This is a genomic window from Anoxybacter fermentans, from assembly GCF_003991135.1.
GTDB classification, from domain to species: Bacteria; Bacillota; Halanaerobiia; order DY22613; family DY22613; genus Anoxybacter; species Anoxybacter fermentans.
The window spans coordinates 1,732,918-1,752,216 of record NZ_CP016379.1 but is presented as its reverse complement, the minus strand read 5'-3'; the positions used below and the strand labels follow the sequence as shown (position 1 = coordinate 1,752,216).

The following is a 19,299-nucleotide window of genomic DNA, read 5'->3' as shown; positions in this document are numbered from 1 at the left end:
GCTTCAAGAGAAACTTTTCGAACCATCTAAAGTTCGATTTCATTCGAAATAAGATGGTTTAACGAAAAATTTCTATGTCGCACAAAATTAGCTTTTTGCAGTTTTATCATTTATAAAAAACCTGAGGTGATTTAAAGTGAGAAAGAAAATCAGTATTGGTTTATTGATGATCTTAATTATATTGTTAATAAGTGGCTGTGTATTTTTTAGACCAGATCCTGATGAAACAGCTCAGGTTTTTTTGCGCGGGTTGGAAAATGGACAATATGAAGAAATTTATCAAATGTTGAGCAGTGAGGCAAAAGCCAGGGTTAAAAAAGACTTTTTTGTCAATCGGTATAGGGAGACTTATGAGCAGCTTGGAAAGATTGAACTGAAACTTGAGATGGTTAGACCTGCTGATGGCCAGAAATGGGAGATTAAAGATAATCGGGTAGAGATACCTGTTAAGGGGAAGATGTTAACCTGGACTGTGGGCGAGATTAATATGGATCAAATCCTTCATTTGGTGTATGAAGAAAAGGAATGGCGAATTGATTGGAAGTCAACCAATATTTTGCCCCAACTTTCAGATTTGAGTTACAGTCTGGCAGTTACCCGTCTTCCTGCAGAGCGGGGTAATATCTATGACAGAAATGGAGAGAAATTGGTTGGCCCGGGAATTATCTACCGGATTGGATTGGTTCCAGGTAAAATGGAAAATTGGGATGAGGCTATAAACAGCCTGGCAAAACTGTTGGATATGACTCCTGAACGAATTGAACAGGCTTTACAGCAAAAATGGGTCAGGCCAGACCTCTTTGTTCCCCTCCGTTCAATCACAAAAGATGAGTGGTTAACAAAAAAAGATAAATTTCTGGCCATTCCTGGAGTTTTAGCTTCCAGCTATGAAGGAAGGGTTTACTTTGGACCAAAAAGTTTAGCTCCTACAGTGGGCTATTTGGGGGAGATTAACCAAAAAGAACTTCAGGACTGGGCGACAGAAGGGTATGAATTGGGGGATAAGGTTGGTCGTACTGGTTTAGAGAAAAAATTTGAAAAATTTCTTGCTGGTAAACCGGGATATATGATCAGAATTTTAGATAAGGAAGGCAAAGAACAGGCAATGGTTAAATTTACCCGGAGTCAGAAGGGGAATGATCTTATTTTAACTATAGATCAAAGGTTGCAGAAAATTAGCGAATTAGCTATGGGAGAACGGAGTGGTGTAGTGATTGCAATGGTGCCGGAGACAGGTGAGATTCTGGCACTGGGGAGTTTTCCTGGTTATGATGTTAATGAATTCCTTCTGGGTAAGTCTTCAACCCATTTGAGTAAAATTTTAAATGATCCAGCAAAACCATTGGTAAATCGACCAATTCAGGGAAGATATATTCCAGGATCAACATTTAAACCTCTGACAGCTCTGGCAGCTTTAGAATTTTATCCTGAATATGACCCAGAGAAAAAAGTGGAGATTTCAGAAGATACCTGGCGGGCTGAACCAGGCTGGGGTAGTTACCGTGTTAAGAGGGTATCGCGACCTACAGGGCCAGTTGACCTTTATGGTGCCATGAAGTGGTCAGATAATATCTATTTTGCACAACTTGCATATAGAATGGGAAGTGAACCTCTCTTTAAGATCGCTGAACGGGTAGGATTTGGTCAAAAGATTCCCTTTACATTAGATGTGGCTTATTCTACTTTGGCATCCAGGAAACCTATTACCAATACTATTTTATTGGCTGATACCGGGTACGGTCAAGGCCAGATATTAATGACTCCCTTACACCTTGCCATAATTTATTCAGCCATTGCTACAGATGGTAAACTGCGTAAGCCAGTTCTGTTATCTATTGAAGAAAAAGCTAAAGTATGGAAAGATACTATTGCTTCTTCTGAGAATCTTACTCTTCTTCAGGATGTGTTAAAAGTTACAGTTCAGGATGAGACCGCTTTAGCTCATACGGCCTATATTCCGGGACTGAATCTGGCGGGAAAGACTGGAACAGCTCAATTATCAGAAGGACGGGTTATGGGGTGGTTTGTCTGCTACTATCCTGCATCTGGCCCGGAATTTCTCCTCCTTGTGGGAATTGAGGATGCAAATAATGGGAGTCAGGAAGCAATTGAAGTAGCAAGGCAAATTCTAATGGAATATTATCAGAATAATCTTGATAATAAGCAGGAATCTTTGAACCAATAGAAAAGATATATATAGTGATTATACTGCAAAAAGTTAATTTTGAGCGATATAGAAATTTTTCGCCAAATCATCTTAGCGAGATTTCCGACGAAATAAGACCTCATCACAGGAGGTGATGAGCTAATCAAGGGCCAGGAGGGTCCTTTGATTAGAAAGCCTTATTTCGGCGGAAATTGAGCTTTAGATGATTCGAAAAATTTCTCAAGAAGTGAAAAATTAGCTTTTTGCAGTATAACTATATAGTTAATAAAAAAATATTAAAAGGAGAGATAAAAAGATGGGTAAAAAAATTAAAGTCAACTGTAATCAAGCACCTGCAGCTATTGGTCCATATTCCCAGGCTATTAAGGTCGGTAATATGGTCTTTACCAGTGGTCAGATTCCATTTAACGCAAAGGGCGAACTGGTTAGTAATGATGTTCAGGAACAGACCCGTCAGGCTTTGGAGAATATAAAAAATATTCTTGAAGAAGCTGGTGCTAATATGTCTCAGGTTGTTAAATGTACTGTTTATATTAAAAATATGGATGATTTTCCTAAAATCAATGAAGTTTATGCCGAATTCTTCGATGAACCATATCCTGCACGGGCCTGTGTAGAAGTTGCCCGCTTACCTAAAGATGTATTAGTCGAGATTGAGGCCATTGCAGTTATAGATTAAAGTGCAGGCATTCAGGGGAGATATTTTTGAAAATCTCCCCTTTTTTTAAAAAAAGAATTTCGCATTACGAAGGATTTTTTAAACTAATGGCGAATCTGATAATTGTTAGTAAAATTAATTAATGATTAAACTGCAAAAAGCTAATTTTGAACGCCATAGAAATTTTTTGTTTAACTATTTTAGTGAGATTTCAGTCGAACTTTAGATGGTTTGAAAAATTTCTTTTAAAGCGAAAAATTACTTTTTGCAGTAAAATCATTAATTTAAATTGGGTCTATAATTAATGTTGTGAAGAAAAAATTATAAAAAATAAAAAGGCATTTGCTGGCTCCGTTGAATTAATTAGTTGCGAACTAAAAACCAAAGAAAGGAGTCCAGCAAATGCAATATAATAATATCATAAAATTTCTTGATTTGCCAGACATTATTGCAACTGAAATTATTTCAACGGAGGACAGATATATTTTTATCGCTGAAGCAAAGAAAAATCACATTGTGTGTCCTCAGTGTGGTAATATCACTAATAAAATCCATGATACAAAATGGCAAAATATTAGAGACATCCCCATAAGAGGTAAACTAGTAATCATTAGACTTCTAAAAAAAAGATATCGTTGTCCTTATTGTCATAAGAGGGGTATCCCTGAAAAATATGAAAGTATTGATAAATATGCCCGTAAAACCAAACGCTTTGATAAATATCTTGCTAAAGAAACTGTCAGCAAGGATTATTCTAAAGTTGCTAGAGAAAACGGGTTAAGTTATACAGCTGTTAATAATGCAGTTAAAAAAGTAGTTGACCCTCTCATTAAACAACAAGTTTCAAAACTTAGTCAATTAAAAGCCATCAATATCGATGAATTTGCAGTTTTAAAACGCCATAAATATGGAGTTAGCATTACAGATCCAATTAATCGGGAGTTAATTGACATTTTACCTACTCGCAAAAAGGATGATTTAATTGACTACTTTAATTGTTGGGAAGATGAACAAAGACGACAGATTCAATCGATCTCTATGGATATGTGGCGGCCGTTCAAAGCAGTAGCAGATGCAGCATTTACTCATGCAAAAATTGTTATAGATAAATTTCATCTTGTAACTTTAATGAACAGAGCCCTTGATGAAGTTAGAAAACAAGTTCAACAAACAGTAAATAATCATCAGAGAAGAAAGTTTTTTCAAAGTCGTTTATTACTCCAAAAACGAGCTGAAGAATTGACAGATGAAGAACATGAAAAGCTCATCAAATTATTTGAACTCAGTCCAGCTCTAGAAAAGGCCTGGGAATTAAAAGAGGAATTCAGAGACCTATTGCAGCTAGATGATGTGAAAGAAGCCACCAGAGCTCTAAAAAGGTGGTATAAAGAAGTAATAAAAAGCAAGCTGATGCCTTTTTACCAGGTAAAAAAGATAATACAAAGATGGGAAGAAAAAATACTAAATTATTTTAAGACTAAGATAACCAATGGCTTTGCTGAGGGTATCAATAACAAGATTAAATTGATCAAAAGGATTGGATATGGTGTTCCAAATGTTATGAATCTAAGGAGAAGAGTATTTAATGCAATGTTAAGTTATTAAATTTAAATGTTTATTTCAAAATCAATTTACCAATCAATTCAACGGAGCCAACTTATCTTTCACAACATTTGACGGAGAGCCTTTAAATTTTAAAAGGAGGGAGTTTTAGATGAAGGGAATATTAAGGGCAGGTTTTACTGATGAAGGATACCAGGATATCCGCTATGAAAAGCTACAGATTGTTGGTATTGAATATCAGGGCCAGCAGTTGAAGGATATTTCTATCAGCAGAAAAGAAGGAGGACATGCCCGGGGATTTTACCGGGGCGGGTGGGGTCATTTTTCCTTTAATGATTTAAATCAGACTAAAGAGGCTGTACAGACTGCTTTTAATCGGGCCAAAGTGGCAGGTCAATATCGAAAGGAGATTTATCAACTGGCTCAGGCTCCTGTAGTAGAAGATAAGGTACGCGTTACTCCAAAAATGGATCCACGGCAAATTTCTTTAGAAGAGAAACGCGAACTATTAAATAAGTATAACCAATTGGTATTGAACCTTAAGGGAATTGCCACAACCCAGGTCAGTTATTATGAGCAGGCTAGCCAGAAATTTTTTGCAAATAATGAAGGAACTTATATTGATCAGGAAGAGTTGATCTGTGGTTTGAGAATGGTAATTTTTGCTAGAAGGGGTCGTGATACACAGAGGACTATTGTAGCCTTAGGTGGTAGTGATGATTTTAGTCTGCTTCTTGATAAAGAAGAAGAGGTTTTAAAGGCTGCTGAAAAAGCCCTGGCTCTTTTAGATGCCGAACCTGTAAATGCCGGAAACTACACAGTAATAATGGATCCGGATGCAGCAGGTGTCTTTATCCATGAAGCTTTCGGGCATCTAAGTGAAGCAGATGGTGTTGCTGATAATGATGCATTAAGAGAGACCATGAAACTGGGACGGGTCTTTGGTAAGCCGATCTTGAATGTTATTGATGATGGTAGTCTACCAGGCCATCCAGGCTCTATTGTGTATGATGATGATGGAGTAAAAGCTAAAAAGACTTATCTAATTAAAAATGGAATTTTGACGGGAAGACTTCATTCGCGGGAAACTGCTGGTAAGATGGGAGAGGAACTTTCAGGTAATAGTAGGGCAAAAGATTTTACTTTTGCTCCAGTAGTACGGATGTCCAATATTTATATTGACAAAGGTGATACCCCATTTGAAGAAATGATTGGTTCAATAAAAGATGGGCTTTATCTGGTTGGTGCTGCTGGCGGTCAGACTTCTGGAAATATGTTCACTTTGGCTGTTCAGTATGGTTATCGCATTCGTGATGGTAAAATTGCAGAGATGATACGGGATATTGTAGTCAACTGTAATCTTTTTGAGACTCTGGCTAATATCAGCGCTATTGGTGATGATCTTAAGTTTTCACGTTCAGGAGGATGTGGTAAGGCAGGGCAAATTTTAATTAAATCAGGAAAGGGTGCACCCCATATTAAAATTGATAACATTACCGTAGGAGGTAAGTAAATTATGGAAAAATTATTAAAAGATGCACTTACTAAAACTAAACAGGCAGAAGTTTATTGGGTTGAAGAAGAAACTTTACCCATTAAGTTTAATAGTAATCAAATAACCCGGATTAACGGAAAAAAAATTCGGGGTGTCTGTCTTAGAGTGATTGATAAAGAAAGTCGTCTTGGAATTGCTACTGCAACAGACTTAGATCGGGAAGATTTAATTAACCGTGCCCTACTGTCAGCCCGTTATGGTGATAAAACAGAGATTAAATTTCCCAATGAAAAAGGTTCAGAGGTTCAATGTTATGATCCGAAAGTTGCTAATCTGACTGCAGAAGAGATGATAGAACAGGGTCAGAGCATGCTAAATACAATCCTGGAAATAGATTCAACTATTAAATGTGATTTAGTCTTAAGTAAAAATATTCAGAAAGTAAAGATACTTAACTCATCTGGTCTCGATATTAATTATGAAAGAACTAATTTCACAATTTCCATTACCAGTCGAGGAGAAGATGGTTTTGGGGAATTTAGTGATTTTGATATTTATAGTAAGCATTTCGTATTTGACCGGTCTAGATTAGAAAGGTTTGTCTATTATCATCAACTTGGTAAAAAGAAGTTTAAGGTCAAAACTGGGAAGATGGACATTATCTTTAATCCGGGTGCTATGTGGCCTTTATTGTATCGGGTTTTTGCCGGAGTTAACGGTATGGCGGTAAATAAAGGTATAACTCCCCTTAAGGATCGTTTAGGTGAAGAAATTTTTAGTCCACTAATTAACATAGTAGATGATCCCACTTATCCCTGGGGGTTGGGTACTACGCCATATGATGATGAAGGTAGTGTAGCAAGGCGTACATCGGTGGTAGAGAACGGAATTTTGAAAAGTTATCTCTTTGATCTGGATTCTGCGGCTCGATATGGTACAATCAGTACAGGCAATGGATTTAAAAAGACTCTTTTTGATAAAGGGATTGATCAACAGCCAGCAACTTATGTTTCTAATTTTATACTTTTGCCAGGTGAAAGCACCTTTGATCAGATGGTGAAAACTATCAAAAAGGGAATTATTGTTAATCAGGTTATGGGTGGTCATACTGGTAATATTCTGGCTGGAGAGTTTGGCCTTAATATTGGCAGCGGTTTTCTTGTTGAAAATGGAGAGATTAAAGGTAAAGTTATGGATGCTATGGTTTCTGGTAATATTTATGATCTTTTTAAGCGGGTTACAATGGTTGGTCAAAAACTTCAGGCTACTCAGGCTGTCTTCTACGGTTTTGGTTATACTCCTGCAATTTTGGTTCCAGAATTAACGGTTGCAGGTAGTGAAAAATAAAAAACGAAAATATCAGCTGGCCCTTTATTTCTAAAAAAGAGTAAAGGGCCTTGTTTTATTTTTGTTTTTAATATATTAGAGAGTTAATACAAGGAAAATTAGTAAACAAATTAATGGTTGTAGTTTCTGTATAATTACAATTTATTTGATCTGATTGATTAGCTATTTGATTATAATTATCCTAAATTAATAATTATAGAAAAAACATAAAAATTAGTATATAATTAAAATATTAAGAAATATTCATAGTTTAGGTATTTGAATTTTGATTTATACGTAGAAAAGGTTCGCCCATAATTTTTATTTTTTTGTCCATTTATTTTTTCGATATAAGTTTTTAGATTAAGGAAGGAAATTAAGGGAAAATGTCGAAATATCATTGAAGAAAATATCTTAAAAAACCTCCTTAAATTTTCCTATTTAGTAAGGAAAAATATTTCAAAAAAAACCTCCTGTAATCCCCCTATGAAAGGACTGTAGATTATGAATGTATCCAAAAAAGTGTATCAAAAACTTATACATAAAAATTTAAATCTTACGGGTATTTTGAATGGAAAGTTGTGCGAACTAGTGTTCGGGGGGGGGGGGGGGGGTAGGAGTTTTAAATAATGCCAATATTTTACATATACTTGTGTTTTTCTTTGTTTTTCAACATTTTCTATACTTTAACAAAAAATATAGCAGGGACAGATGGTATCTTTTTGTTTTTTAAATTACCATCTGTGTCTGCTTTTGTTTTGTAGAGGAGGTGACAAAATCTATTAGTAAATGTTGAGAAAAATAGAAGTATTTTGAGAATATTACTAAAAAACTCAGGATTTGCAAAAGAAATTGCAATGGGTGCCCTGTATTATCATGAGAGGTTTGACAGGGGTGGATATTTGTGCGGCCTGGCAGGAGTGGGGATACCTTTAGTAGCCAGAATGATTGCCGTTGCTGATACCTTTGAGGCGTTAACTGGCTATAGATTCTATTGCAGACCGGTTGAATGAGATAGAGCTTTAGAGATTATGGCAAAAGGCAAAGGACAGTTTGATCCGGCAATGTTCGAGGTATTTTACAGCATATGGGAAATAAAATCGATGCATGCCGGTAGTTTAAAACAAGAAGAGTTTTTTGTATATAGGAGAATTTCATAATTAGTTAAACTATAGATTGCTTTTAAAATATTTAAAATATACGATATGTTCATTCACGATGTTTAAAAAATTTAATTAAATTATGAAATGATCAAACTGCAAAAAGCTAATTTTGAGCGATATAGAAATTTTTCGTTTAACCATTTTAGTGAGATTTCAATCGAAATAAGGCCTCATCACAGAAAGTGATGAGCTAATCAAAGACCAAGAGGGCCCATTGATTAGTGTGCCTTATTTCGACTGAAATCGAACTTTAGATGGTTTGAAAAATTTTTCTTGAAGCTAAAAATTAGCTTTTTGCAGTAAAATTATGAAATTCCCTAATATATAAAAAAGTAAAGTTATGATGGATTTTTAAAAATTTAAATTTTAAGGAGGTATTGTTTAATGGTTGAGGAGAGGAAGTTAGCACCACTACCGGCAAGGGCAAAGGAGCAGAAGAACGAGGGCAAAGCAGCTTTTGAGTTGAAGAAGGCTGAGAAAAAGAAGTTAGAAACTCAGCGTAGAAAGGCCAGGACATTTGCCAAGCAGCGGCAGATAGCCGAGCATATTGCTGCAGCTACCGAAGAGCTTTCTGCCGGAGTAGAAGAAGCCTCTGGAGCAGTAGAGGAACTAGAGTCAGCCATGGAGCAGATAGCCAGTGGGGCCGAAGAGGCCAGCAGTGCCACCCAGGAGTCACTGGCAGCCGCTGAGCAAGCGACTAAAGGTGCCCAGGAAGCAGGAGAAAAGACTTCTGAGGTCTCAGAGCGGACAAAGGCTGTTCAGCTTTTGCTTAAGGAAGTAAATTCTGACATTGAAAAACTCATAGATGGCGTTAATTTAGCCAGTGAGAGAAATGAAAGTTCAGCCAGGTTGGTAGCCGAACTAGAGAAGCAGGCAGAAAACATTGGAGATATTGTGCGAACCGTTGTTAATATTGCTGACCAGACCAACCTTCTGGCTCTTAATGCAGCCATTGAGGCGGCCCGGGCCGGTGATCATGGCAAGGGGTTTGCTGTTGTGGCGGATGAGGTGAGAACTTTAGCGGAGACATCAGAGAAGGCAGCTAACGACATTCGCGAACTTATCGAGGCTATCCAGCAGGATGTTAAAGTGGTGGCCGATGCCATTAACCAGGTTGCTGCAAATGCACGGCAGGAAGTGGAAAAAGGTAGAATCATTACCAACGAGCTAAAAGAAGCCGCAGGTGCTATAGAAGATGTGATGGAGGCAGTAAGACAGGCTTATGATGCTTCCAAGGAATCTGTACATAGCGCCCAAATCTTCCAACAGAGGGCAGGTGAAATTGCTAAGACAGCAGAAGAACAGGCCAGCGCAGTGGAGGAAGCGTTAAAAGCTGTGGAGCAACAGACCAGAGCTCTAAACGATATTGCTACTGCGGCAAGCGAGCTGGCTGAAATGGGCGAAGATCTCAGGATATCCACCGATGTTTCTAAATCGTCAGAAGGCCTGGCTGCTGTAGCAGAGGAGCTTTCGGCAGCGATTGAGGAATCTACCCGCTCTGCCCAGGAGATCATGGCAGCCCTGAACCAAATTTCTAAGGGAGCTCAAACTCAGGCCAGGGCGGCAGAAGAGTGTGCCGGTGCCGCTGAACAGGCAGAAGATAAGGCTAAGCTCATTGATGAACTGGCGAAGGTTGCCCTGGAGAAATGGGAAAAACTGTCTGATGTTCAGGCCCGCAATAAAGTTAGTGTAGATGAGCTGATCAAAGGGATTTCCGAGGCTATGAAGGCTAATATTGAAAATGTCAAGAAGGTCAAAGCTTTAGAGGAGAAAGCAAAACAGATAGACAAGATAGTGGAGACAATTGTTACTGTAGGTATTCAAACCAATATGCTGGCAGTCAGTGGAGCCATTGAGGCGGCCCGGGCCGGAGAGTATGGCAAAGGGTTTGCTGTGGTTGCTTCTGATATTCGAAGCCTGGCCCAGGATAGCGCCCGTAATGCTGACCAGATCAAGGAACTGGTAAAGGGTATCCAGGGACAGGTTAGCATAGTATTAAAGGACATTGAAGAGATAGGAGAGACAATAAGTGAGGAAGTAGAAAAAGCGAAAAAGACCACTCAAGACTTAGTACGCATCGAAGCGGACATAAAGGTGGCTTTAGACAGTACCAGGGGATTAATGGAGAATGCGGCAGAGGTGGCAATTGCTGCCGAACAGGTTAGAAAGAGCGTAGAGCAAATTGCCCAGACAGCTCAGGAAGCAGCCTCAGCCTCCGAACAGGCAGCAAATGCCAGCAGGCAGCAGGCTCAGGGAATGGAAGAACTCTCCGGAGCTATTGAAGAAATAGCTGCGCTGGCAGACGAGTTGCAGCAGCTTTAGGGGGTGATGGTTTGTGCAACATCACAAAAGAGCTAGTGGGCAATATGTTGTCTTTTATGTAGGTAGTGAAGCTTATGGTGTAGAAATAGAATATGTTCAGGAGATAATTCGGGTTCCGGGGATGGTAAAGATTCCCCGGACACCACCTTATCTGGAGGGGCTTGCTAACCTGCGAGGAAATATACTTACCGTAGTGAATACTAGTGTCAAGCTTGGTTTGGAAAAGAAACCCTTAAGCGAAACCAGTAGAGTTATAGTCCTGGATGACGGTTACAAGCGATTGGGTTTTATTGTGGACAGAGTATCTGAGGTTGTAAACATAGTAGCTGACGAAATTGAAGAGGTCAAGGAAGGAGAAGCCAGGGCAGAGTTTCTCAGGGGCATAGCCAGGCTGGCAGGAGGCGAGCGCCTGATGATGATAATAGATGTGGACCATTTTATGAAGATCGGAGAAAGCAAGGACCAGGTTATGGATGCTGTTGAATCTCAGGAGTTTGTCCGATCAGAGGAACAAAAAAAAGAGGAAGAAAAAGAGGAAGAAAAAGTCCAACTAGTTACCTTTCGACTCGGAGGGGAAGAATATGGAATTGATGTAGGAATGGTGCAGGAAATTGTCCACCTACCGGAGACTATCAACCGGGTACCTGATGCTCCCCCTTATCTTGTCGGAATTGTAGCTTTGCGGAACCAGGTTCTACCGGTGGTCAGTTTACGAACCCTTTTTCAACTGGGAGATAATGAAATGAATGAACGAACACGCATAGTAGTGGTGAACCTTTACGATCAGCAAAAAAGGAAAGCTGCAGTGGGTCTTATAGTCGATGCTGTAACGGAGGTGCTCCGCATCCCTAAGGCAATTATTGATCCCGTACCGGTTCTGCTGCGGACCGGGAGTGGCGAAGGAATAAGTGGGGTGTGCAAAATAGCAGAAGGTAAGCGACTGGTATACATACTTAATCCGGCGGGTTTGCTTGTCTTAAATGACCTTCTAAAAGCGGGTGAAGTGTTGGAGAGTGCAGAAGAAGCGGTCAGTACTAGTGAGCAGGAAGAACAGCTAGTGATTTTCAAGCTGGGCGAAGAAGAATTTGCGGCCGGCATTGCTGATGTTCGGGAGATTATCAGGGTTCCGGAAATAGTGGCCGTTCCCAAAGCTCCGCAGTTTGTAGAAGGGGTAATTAATCTCCGTGGAACCATAATTCCTATAATTGATCTCAGAAAAAGATTTGGGATGGAAGAAAAATCTAGAGACGAGTATACAAGGATCGTTGTAGTAGAGATAAATGGGCTATTAACCGGCCTTGTTGTTGACTCGGTACGGGAAGTGCTAAAGGTTTCCCGTCAGGTCATCGAATCAGCTCCGGAGCTTTTAACCAATTCGGTAGACAGCCGTTTTGTTAGGGGAATAGCTAAAGTCAAAGAAGGTGAGCGGCTGATCATCGTACTGGACGTTAAGGAGGTACTATCGTTTAAAGAAAAGGAGGAACTGATGGATTTTGGGCAGAGTGTGGAACTCGAAGAAGATACGGGTACTAATAGCTGACGATTCTGCTTTTATGAGAAGAATCCTTAAGGAAATGCTTTCTTCTGATTACCAAATTGAGGTAGTGGGTACTGCTCGAAATGGTGAGGAGGCAGTGACAAAGGCACTGGAGCTAAGACCTGACGTGGTTACCATGGACGTGAATATGCCTGGGATGGATGGTCTTACTGCTCTTCAGTATATCCTTCTTAAGGCACCCTGTTCAGTGATTATGGTTTCTTCTCTCACTCAGGAAGGTGCCTTTACTACACTGGAAGCTTTAGAGTTAGGTGCGGTGGACTTTGTGGGTAAACCTGGAGGGACGGTTTCCCTTGGCATAAGACAACTTAAAGAAGAGATCATAGCGAAGGTAAAAGCAGCGGCACGGGCCAGGTTAAGACCGCGCCGACTAGAAAGGGTACGCGTTTTGAACCAGCGACCGCTTTCTTCCCGGTTCAGTTCTGGTACCAGGCAGTATTCGTTGAAAGTAGTAGTCATTGGAGTATCGACCGGTGGTCCCCGTACCCTTATGGATATTTTGCCCTATCTACCGAAGGATCTCCCGGCAGTTGTGTTGGTAGTACAGCACATGCCGGAAAACTTTACGGCATCTTTTGCCCAGCGTCTAGACCAGTCTTGCCAGATGGCTGTCAAAGAGGCATCTGACGGCGACGAGTTAACTCCGGGAAAGGTTTTGGTGGCCAGAGGGGGTTATCATTTAAAAATAGAAAAAAATGCTAGTGGTAGGCTGGTGGCCAGACTTAGCCGGCAGCCGGCAAATGTTTTATATGTTCCCTCAGTTAACGTAACCATGCAGTCGGTTTTAGAAAAAGTGTCTCCCCGTAATATTATAGGAGTGCTTCTTACTGGAATGGGTGACGATGGAGCGGATATGATGGTAAAAATACGAAAGCAGGGCGGCTATACTATTGCTGAAGCGGAAGAAACGGCGGTGGTCTGGGGTATGCCCAGAGAGGCTTACATAAGGGGTGGAGCTGAGGTTATAGTTCCGTCTTATTGCATTGCCGAGCAAATCATTAAAGGGGTGAAGAAAGATTGAAAGCAAGCCGGGTCAAGAAGTTCATGGATATTCTATCCACTCACCCGGAAGAGAAAGAGAGATGCTATGCAGCCTTGGAGCTTTCTAACTTTCCCCAGGATGATGTCGTGGAGTATCTGGTAACGAGACTGGTAGAAGAGGAAAGCCGCCCGGTGCAGGAGGCCATTGTGAGTGCTCTTATTGCTATTGGGACAGAAGCTGTAGTAAGGTGGTGTACTGAGCTTTTGCGCAGCGAGGATGCCTATCTGAGAAATTCAGCGATAGAGGTACTGCAGTTGCTACAACATACATCGCTGGGCGTGGTCAAGGAGTTGTTGCAGGACCCTGACCCAGATATGCGACTTTTTGCTGTGAATGTTCTGGGGGAATTAAAGGCCAGGGAAGCCGTGGAACTTTTGCGACGGGTTGTGGAAGTGGATGAAAATATCAACGTGGTAGCTACGGCAGTGGAATATCTGGGTGAAATGGGGTTGTGTGACGAGGATCGGGAAACAGTTCGGAAAGCGGCAGAACGTTTTTCTGACCCTTTTTTAGAATATGCGGTTGAGGTTGCATTGAAGAAGATGGAGATATAGATGAATCGAAAACTTATTTTTTCCGCGCCGGAAGCTTTCCACGCGATATTGATGGAGGAGGGGTAGAATTGACCATAGAAGAATTCATTAAATTACGGGATTATATTTACCGTAAGACTGGTATTTACTTTGATAAAAAGAAACTTTACTATGTAGAAAAGCGTGTGGAAGCACGCATGCGTGCCATTGGCGTGGATAGCTTCCGCGCCTATTTTGCCTGGATGCGGTTTGATACCTCTGGCCGTGAGCTGCAGGAACTTCTCAATGCCCTGACTGTCAACGAGACTTACTTTTTTCGTGAATATCAGCAATTACGTTGTTTTGCTGAAGAAGTAATCCCCGAAATTCTAAGAAGCAAAAACGGCCAGAATCCTAAAAAAATGCGCATCTGGTCTGCCGGTTGTTCCACGGGAGAAGAAGCTTACACTTTAGCCATCATCATGCTAGAAATGACCAGGGGGTTGCCTGTTACCTGGGAAATTCACGCTACAGATTTAAATACTGATGTGCTGGTACAAGCAAAAAAAGGACTTTACGGTAAACGTGCCATCAAAGATGTTCCAGAGGTTTACCTTGCCCGTTATTTTAACCGGGTAGGGGAACATTTCGAGGTATGTTCCGAATTGCGCCGCCGGATATTCTTTTATCAGCTTAACCTTCTAGATCGGGAAAATATGCGGAAGATGGCGGACTTTGATGTTATTTTCTGCCGCAATGTTCTCATCTACTTTGACGATGCTTCGCGCAGAGAAGTGGCCCTTTACTTTTATGAAGCCCTGAGGAAAGGCGGTTTCATCTTTCTAGGGCACTCAGAATCCATGAGTCGCATTACTCCTATCTTTAGGTTAAGGAAATTTAAGAATGCAATTATATATCAGAAGTGAGGTGAAGGAGAATGTCCGTACGGGTACTGGTGGCAGATGATTCGTCTACAGTTTGTAGTTATTACACTTCAATCTTAAGCAAAGCCGGTTTTACTGTAGATCATGCAGCCAACGGTTACGAAGCATTGGAAAAGGCGGTAAAGTTCGATTATGACCTTTTCATTGTGGATATAAACATGCCCAAGATGTCCGGCTACGAACTGGTGCGGCAGCTTAGAGAGGATGAAAGAGGAGTTAGGGTTCCGGTGGTAATCATCTCAACGGAAGCAAAGGACAGCGACCGTCTGCAAGGCTACCGGGCTGGGGCTAACCTCTTTTTAGTAAAGCCAGTAAAGCCAGAAAAGCTTCTTTTTCTAACTAAGATTATTACTGGAGTGAGGTAATAAGTGAAGATGAATAAGATTTTAGAAAAAATCAAAGAAGTTCTTGACAAAACTGGATTTTTAGCTCTTTCCCTGGTTCATAATCCCGACAGCCAGGCATTAGAGCAACTTTTAGAAAAAATAAAAGTTCTAGGAGAAATTACCAAAGGATATGGGGTACTAAATGAATTGGCAGAACGGCTGTTGGGAGTTCTAAACCTGGTAAAAACAGGGGAGATTGCCGCATCGGAACAGCTTGCCGAAATTGTCATCAGTACTCTTGAGTTTTTGCTGGAGGTCGTGGAAAAAGCAGAAGCAGAAGGGGGGCTACAGGTGGACGAAGAAGCATGTCGGAAAAAGATTGAGCAGTTGGGAGAGTTGTTTCACAAAACCACTCATACCAATGTTTCCCATATATCAGAAACAGCTAATCAAATGGAAATTGGGAAGCGTGTTTATGAAGTGAGCCTGGAGATGAAGGCTTCGGCTGAATCACCTGATCTGCTAGCGATTTATGAAAAGCTGGCTTCCTGCGGAGAGGTAATTCGCGTTGTGGTAAACGATGTTGATTCAGAGACTGAGATGCCCTCTTTCTTATCCATGCATTTTTACCTTGGCTCTGATTTAAGCACAGATGCTTTGGAAAATATGCTTGCTGAAGTTTTAGGAGATTTGACTGATCTACGTCTGACTATTTGTCCGGCCTTTTTGGAAACAGGTGAGCCTGGCTTTGGATTAGAAGATGTCAGCCCAGGGATCTCCAATGAAGAAGAAAAGACGTTCCAGTTGGAAGAAAAATCGGCTTTTTCTCTTGATATCCAGTTAAATCAAGAGGAAACGAAAGTTTTACAGTTGATTCTAGCTCAGTTAAGAGAATACCTCGGGCAAGTGTGTAGTCGGGAAGATTTTTCACGGTACTGTATTTCAGTAGCCAGAATTTTGGCGGGGATTGGTATGTACTTTAACAGACTTGAGCTAAAGAAAGCTGAGGAAATTTTCAAAAAGCCAAATTCTGAATGGCAAAGGGAACTTTTTTCACTTCTGGATACAGCAGAAAAAATGGCCAGGAGTTTAGTTGCAAAAGAAGGCACTTCATTTGTACCTGCTCCTAAAAAACCTGAAGGAATGAAAATTTCTATTCCTGCTACCTCGAGTAAAAGCATCCGGGTGGATGAAACTAAGATAGACCACCTGATGGCGCTGGCAGGTGAACTGGTGGTAAAGTGTAATGCTTTTCTTTATGTAGCAAGGAAAGTGGAGGAAGAATACGGCCTGGCTGAAGTAGCCAGTGAGCTAAAAGAGCAGCATTCAGGGCTGGATAGGTTAGTCCGTGAATTGCAAGATGCTGTGATGAATATGAGACTTCTTCCGGCCAGCTATATCTTTCAGAAGTTCCCACGGATGGTGCGTGACCTGGCCAGGGAGTTGGGTAAAAAGGTGGAACTGCGGTTGGAAGGAGAGGATACGGAAATTGATAAGACCGTTATGGAGACGATTGGTGAGCCCATGGTCCACCTGGTACGCAATGCCATAGATCATGGTCTTGAACCTCCTGAAGAAAGGTTGGACCGGGGAAAAAGAGCCGAGGGTACAATAACTCTCCGGGCTCTCAGGGAGGGAAACAAAATAGTACTGGAGGTAGAGGATGACGGCCGTGGTATTGATGTAGAGCACGTGCGACAGAAAGCGATTTCGGTAGGACTTATTTCAGCGGAAGAAGCAGGGGCCTTGACTGAGGAGCAGGTACTTGAGTTTCTTTTTGTTTCCGGGTTCAGCACGGCAGAAGAAGTGACAGAGGTTTCGGGTAGAGGGGTAGGCATGGATGCGGTTAGAGCAGCGGTCCGCAGTCTGGGAGGGAGTATAAAGATAAAAACGAGTCCTGGAGCCGGTACCAGAGTGAGAATGGAGCTTCCACTTACTTTGGCTACTTCCCGCGTTCTGTTGGTGGTGCAGAACGGCAGGAAATATGGATTGCCGATAGCAGATGTTAGAGAGATGGTTAAAGTGCATTCTAGTGAGCTTGCCAGCATGCAAGGAAAAAGGATTGTGGTTATTCGCGGCGAGTTGGTGCCGGTGTTTTTCTTAGGTGAGTTTTTTGACGATGACAAAAAAGAGACCGGTGACGAAGAGTTGTGTCTGGTGATCTTGACGAATGGCTTTGCGCTGGCTGTAGATGATTTTCTGGGTCAAGAGGATATTGTGCTTAAACCTCTTCCAGCAGATTTTGGTTCTGATTCCTGTTTTGCTGGGGCAGCCATACTGGGAGATGGGAGTATCCTACTGGTGTTGGATCCGTACCGCATGTGGAGACAGCTTCAGCAAACAAATGTCAATAAGTGAGGTGTTAGAGACGATGTTTAATGAAGAATCCCTTCCCTATATAGAGGTTTTTTTAGAAGAAACTACTGAACAACTCCAGGAATTGGAAGGTAAGCTAGTATTCCTGGAAAAGGACCCCTCCAACCGTACCTGTTTAGATGACATTTTCAGAATTGCCCATAATCTCAAAGGCAATGCGGCAACAGTTGGCTTTCAAGAAATGACTACCCTGGCTCACCATATGGAAGATCTTCTGGATAGTATGAGAAAGAGTAGAGTTTACCCCTCCGGTGAAATTATCGATACATTATTAGATGCTCTTGATGCGCTAAAAGGACTGACTGACAAGGCCTGTGGAAAGGGTGAGGGCATTTTTGAGTTGGGGAACCTGATAAATAGACTTGAGTATTTAACTTACGGTGGACATGATACAAATGCCCTCATAGATTCGAAAGAAAACGAACTTTTGATCAAACTTGAGGATAGTTGTTGTATGAAGGCAGCACGCGCTTTCGTGGTGCTAAAGTCACTGGAAGAGCTAGTGAGAATTATTGATGTCCAACCTTCATTTGATGAAATCAAGGAATATGGTTTTGAGGGCACAGAAATAAAGGTTCGGTTTTTTACCAGAGAGAGCCTGGATATTGTAAAGGAAGCCGTTCAGGCTATTCCCGAGGTTAAGGAAGTAGAACTATTCTGTGGTGAAATTAAAAAAGAAAAAGAGATGGCGCTGAGCATTGAGGTGGGTGCGCGCCTGGACCCGCAGGCTTTAGAAGAACGTTTAAGAGAAAGGTATACCAGTCGGGTGGTTATAGATTTAACTGATCTATGTGAACTCAGCCCAGCCGGATTGAGCCGGCTCCTTTGGGCTCGCAATCTAACCGGAGTTGAGTTTATACTGCCCCGACATCCTTTTCGAAAAAAGTTTCTGGAACTTTTAGGATTTGGTGAAAACATCGGGTGCGGTGGAGTTGAACCTGAGCTGGTCATGAAAAAGAAATATGATAGAGTCTATTGATTTGCTCGGGGATATATTCTTTTATAGTTCCTTAAATGATTAGAAGATATAATTTGGCAAACCAGTTCCATGTTAATAAAACTGTGGCGTGGCAAAGTGCTGTACCTTGATTTGCAGATTAGTCTATTGATTGGTATAATGGGTACTTGCGATAAATGCAAAAGGCCATAATGGCTACTTTCCCTATTTTTTTTTGCTCATTTAGGTCAGAAAAGATATGGTGTTTATGTAGAACTCTGAGAAAAAAAGATATAAAGCGGTTCTGGTAATTTTTAAATGACGGGATAAACTAAAAAGAAAGAATGGTTAGGTAGGTGTAAAGAAAAATTAAAATCTTTGCTGAATTGATTAAAATTGAGCATACTCTCTTTTCTCTACCTTTTGCATATGTGGGAGGAATTTTAGCAGCGAGGGGTATGCCTACTGTACTAGAAATGGTTTTTATTACTCTGGCGGTTATTAGTGCCATGAGTGCGGGAATGGCCGTTTTTCCATCTTTTCTGGATTTATGTCTGGAATTGGCACTGGTCTGTACTCAATTCCTGTCCAGTTTGGGTTAAAAAATTTCTTCAGATTAGTCTAATTCTACATTTCATTGCTTTTGGTTTGTTTACATATAGTTAAATTTGTTGCAAGATTGGGTTGGTATTATCTGATAGCTCTCTGGTTAGTTGTTTTTTTACTCTACCTGGAAAATCGAATTGTCTCACCCCATGATCCTTCTAAGGTTAATCTGGCTTTCCCGATGGGAGGGATAAAAATAAAGGGTTATTAAAATTTAAGTAGAATACTAATATAAATGATTATACTGCAAAAAGCTAATTTTGAGCGACATAAAAATTTTTCGCCAAATCATCTTAGCGAGATT

General features: G+C 40.9%; 15 protein-coding genes. All 15 read left to right on the top strand.

What is annotated here, in order from left to right:
* Window positions 1–136 precede the first annotated feature (136 nt).
* Window positions 137–2,185, top strand: coding sequence for a penicillin-binding transpeptidase domain-containing protein (locus BBF96_RS08040; RefSeq protein WP_127016659.1), 2,049 nt, complete (start codon window positions 137–139; stop codon window positions 2,183–2,185).
* A gap of 277 nt (window positions 2,186–2,462) precedes the next feature.
* Complete coding sequence (locus tag BBF96_RS08035; RefSeq protein WP_127016658.1) at window positions 2,463–2,846, top strand: RidA family protein; 384 nt, start codon at window positions 2,463–2,465, stop codon at window positions 2,844–2,846.
* 381 nt (window positions 2,847–3,227) lie between these two features.
* On the top strand, window positions 3,228–4,430 hold the full coding sequence (locus BBF96_RS08030) for an ISL3 family transposase (protein ID WP_127016657.1): 1,203 nt from the start codon (window positions 3,228–3,230) through the stop codon (window positions 4,428–4,430).
* 109 nt (window positions 4,431–4,539) lie between these two features.
* Window positions 4,540–5,901 carry a TldD/PmbA family protein gene (locus tag BBF96_RS08025; protein ID WP_127016656.1) on the top strand — a complete coding sequence of 454 codons (1,362 nt, stop codon included), beginning with the start codon at window positions 4,540–4,542 and terminating at the stop codon, window positions 5,899–5,901.
* A 3-nt stretch (window positions 5,902–5,904) separates the two neighbouring features.
* Window positions 5,905–7,230 carry a TldD/PmbA family protein gene (locus tag BBF96_RS08020; RefSeq protein ID WP_127016655.1) on the top strand — a complete coding sequence of 442 codons (1,326 nt, stop codon included), beginning with the start codon at window positions 5,905–5,907 and terminating at the stop codon, window positions 7,228–7,230.
* 791 nt (window positions 7,231–8,021) lie between these two features.
* Complete coding sequence (locus BBF96_RS08015) at window positions 8,022–8,222, top strand: HD-GYP domain-containing protein (protein WP_127016654.1); 201 nt, start codon at window positions 8,022–8,024, stop codon at window positions 8,220–8,222.
* A gap of 534 nt (window positions 8,223–8,756) precedes the next feature.
* Entirely contained in the window at window positions 8,757–10,694 is a 1,938-nt protein-coding gene (locus BBF96_RS08010) for a methyl-accepting chemotaxis protein (RefSeq protein ID WP_127016653.1), read from the top strand.
* Between the two features lie 13 nt (window positions 10,695–10,707).
* Complete coding sequence (locus BBF96_RS08005) at window positions 10,708–12,234, top strand: chemotaxis protein CheW (protein ID WP_127016652.1); 1,527 nt, start codon at window positions 10,708–10,710, stop codon at window positions 12,232–12,234.
* Window positions 12,235–12,247: 13 nt separating this feature from the next.
* Window positions 12,248–13,273, top strand: coding sequence for a protein-glutamate methylesterase/protein-glutamine glutaminase (locus BBF96_RS08000; RefSeq protein WP_418655018.1), 1,026 nt, complete (start codon window positions 12,248–12,250; stop codon window positions 13,271–13,273).
* A 23-nt stretch (window positions 13,274–13,296) separates the two neighbouring features.
* Complete coding sequence (locus tag BBF96_RS07995) at window positions 13,297–13,848, top strand: HEAT repeat domain-containing protein (RefSeq protein ID WP_127018224.1); 552 nt, start codon at window positions 13,297–13,299, stop codon at window positions 13,846–13,848.
* Window positions 13,849–13,916: 68 nt separating this feature from the next.
* Complete coding sequence (locus BBF96_RS07990) at window positions 13,917–14,732, top strand: CheR family methyltransferase (protein ID WP_127016650.1); 816 nt, start codon at window positions 13,917–13,919, stop codon at window positions 14,730–14,732.
* Window positions 14,733–14,743: 11 nt separating this feature from the next.
* Window positions 14,744–15,115, top strand: coding sequence for a response regulator (locus BBF96_RS07985; protein ID WP_127016649.1), 372 nt, complete (start codon window positions 14,744–14,746; stop codon window positions 15,113–15,115).
* 9 nt (window positions 15,116–15,124) lie between these two features.
* Entirely contained in the window at window positions 15,125–17,434 is a 2,310-nt protein-coding gene (locus BBF96_RS07980) for a chemotaxis protein CheA (protein ID WP_236777925.1), read from the top strand.
* 13 nt (window positions 17,435–17,447) lie between these two features.
* On the top strand, window positions 17,448–18,431 hold the full coding sequence (locus BBF96_RS07975) for an Hpt domain-containing protein (RefSeq protein WP_164730959.1): 984 nt from the start codon (window positions 17,448–17,450) through the stop codon (window positions 18,429–18,431).
* Window positions 18,432–18,847: 416 nt separating this feature from the next.
* Complete coding sequence (locus tag BBF96_RS07970) at window positions 18,848–18,991, top strand: hypothetical protein (RefSeq protein ID WP_164730958.1); 144 nt, start codon at window positions 18,848–18,850, stop codon at window positions 18,989–18,991.
* Window positions 18,992–19,299 lie beyond the last annotated feature (308 nt).

What these genes read in the sequence shown, in the direction of transcription:
- BBF96_RS08025 (WP_127016656.1), top strand. Translation starts at nt 4,540, where the DNA reads ATGAAGGGAATATTAAGGGCAGGTTTTACTGATGAAGGATACCAGGAT.
- BBF96_RS08010 (WP_127016653.1), top strand. Translation starts at nt 8,757, where the DNA reads ATGGTTGAGGAGAGGAAGTTAGCACCACTACCGGCAAGGGCAAAGGAG.
- BBF96_RS08035 (WP_127016658.1), top strand. Translation starts at nt 2,463, where the DNA reads ATGGGTAAAAAAATTAAAGTCAACTGTAATCAAGCACCTGCAGCTATT.
- BBF96_RS08020 (WP_127016655.1), top strand. Translation starts at nt 5,905, where the DNA reads ATGGAAAAATTATTAAAAGATGCACTTACTAAAACTAAACAGGCAGAA.
- BBF96_RS08000 (WP_418655018.1), top strand. Translation starts at nt 12,248, where the DNA reads ATGAGAAGAATCCTTAAGGAAATGCTTTCTTCTGATTACCAAATTGAG.
- BBF96_RS07995 (WP_127018224.1), top strand. Translation starts at nt 13,297, where the DNA reads ATGGATATTCTATCCACTCACCCGGAAGAGAAAGAGAGATGCTATGCA.
- BBF96_RS07985 (WP_127016649.1), top strand. Translation starts at nt 14,744, where the DNA reads ATGTCCGTACGGGTACTGGTGGCAGATGATTCGTCTACAGTTTGTAGT.
- BBF96_RS07980 (WP_236777925.1), top strand. Translation starts at nt 15,125, where the DNA reads ATGAATAAGATTTTAGAAAAAATCAAAGAAGTTCTTGACAAAACTGGA.
- BBF96_RS08030 (WP_127016657.1), top strand. Translation starts at nt 3,228, where the DNA reads ATGCAATATAATAATATCATAAAATTTCTTGATTTGCCAGACATTATT.
- BBF96_RS07975 (WP_164730959.1), top strand. Translation starts at nt 17,448, where the DNA reads ATGTTTAATGAAGAATCCCTTCCCTATATAGAGGTTTTTTTAGAAGAA.
- BBF96_RS07970 (WP_164730958.1), top strand. Translation starts at nt 18,848, where the DNA reads ATGCCTACTGTACTAGAAATGGTTTTTATTACTCTGGCGGTTATTAGT.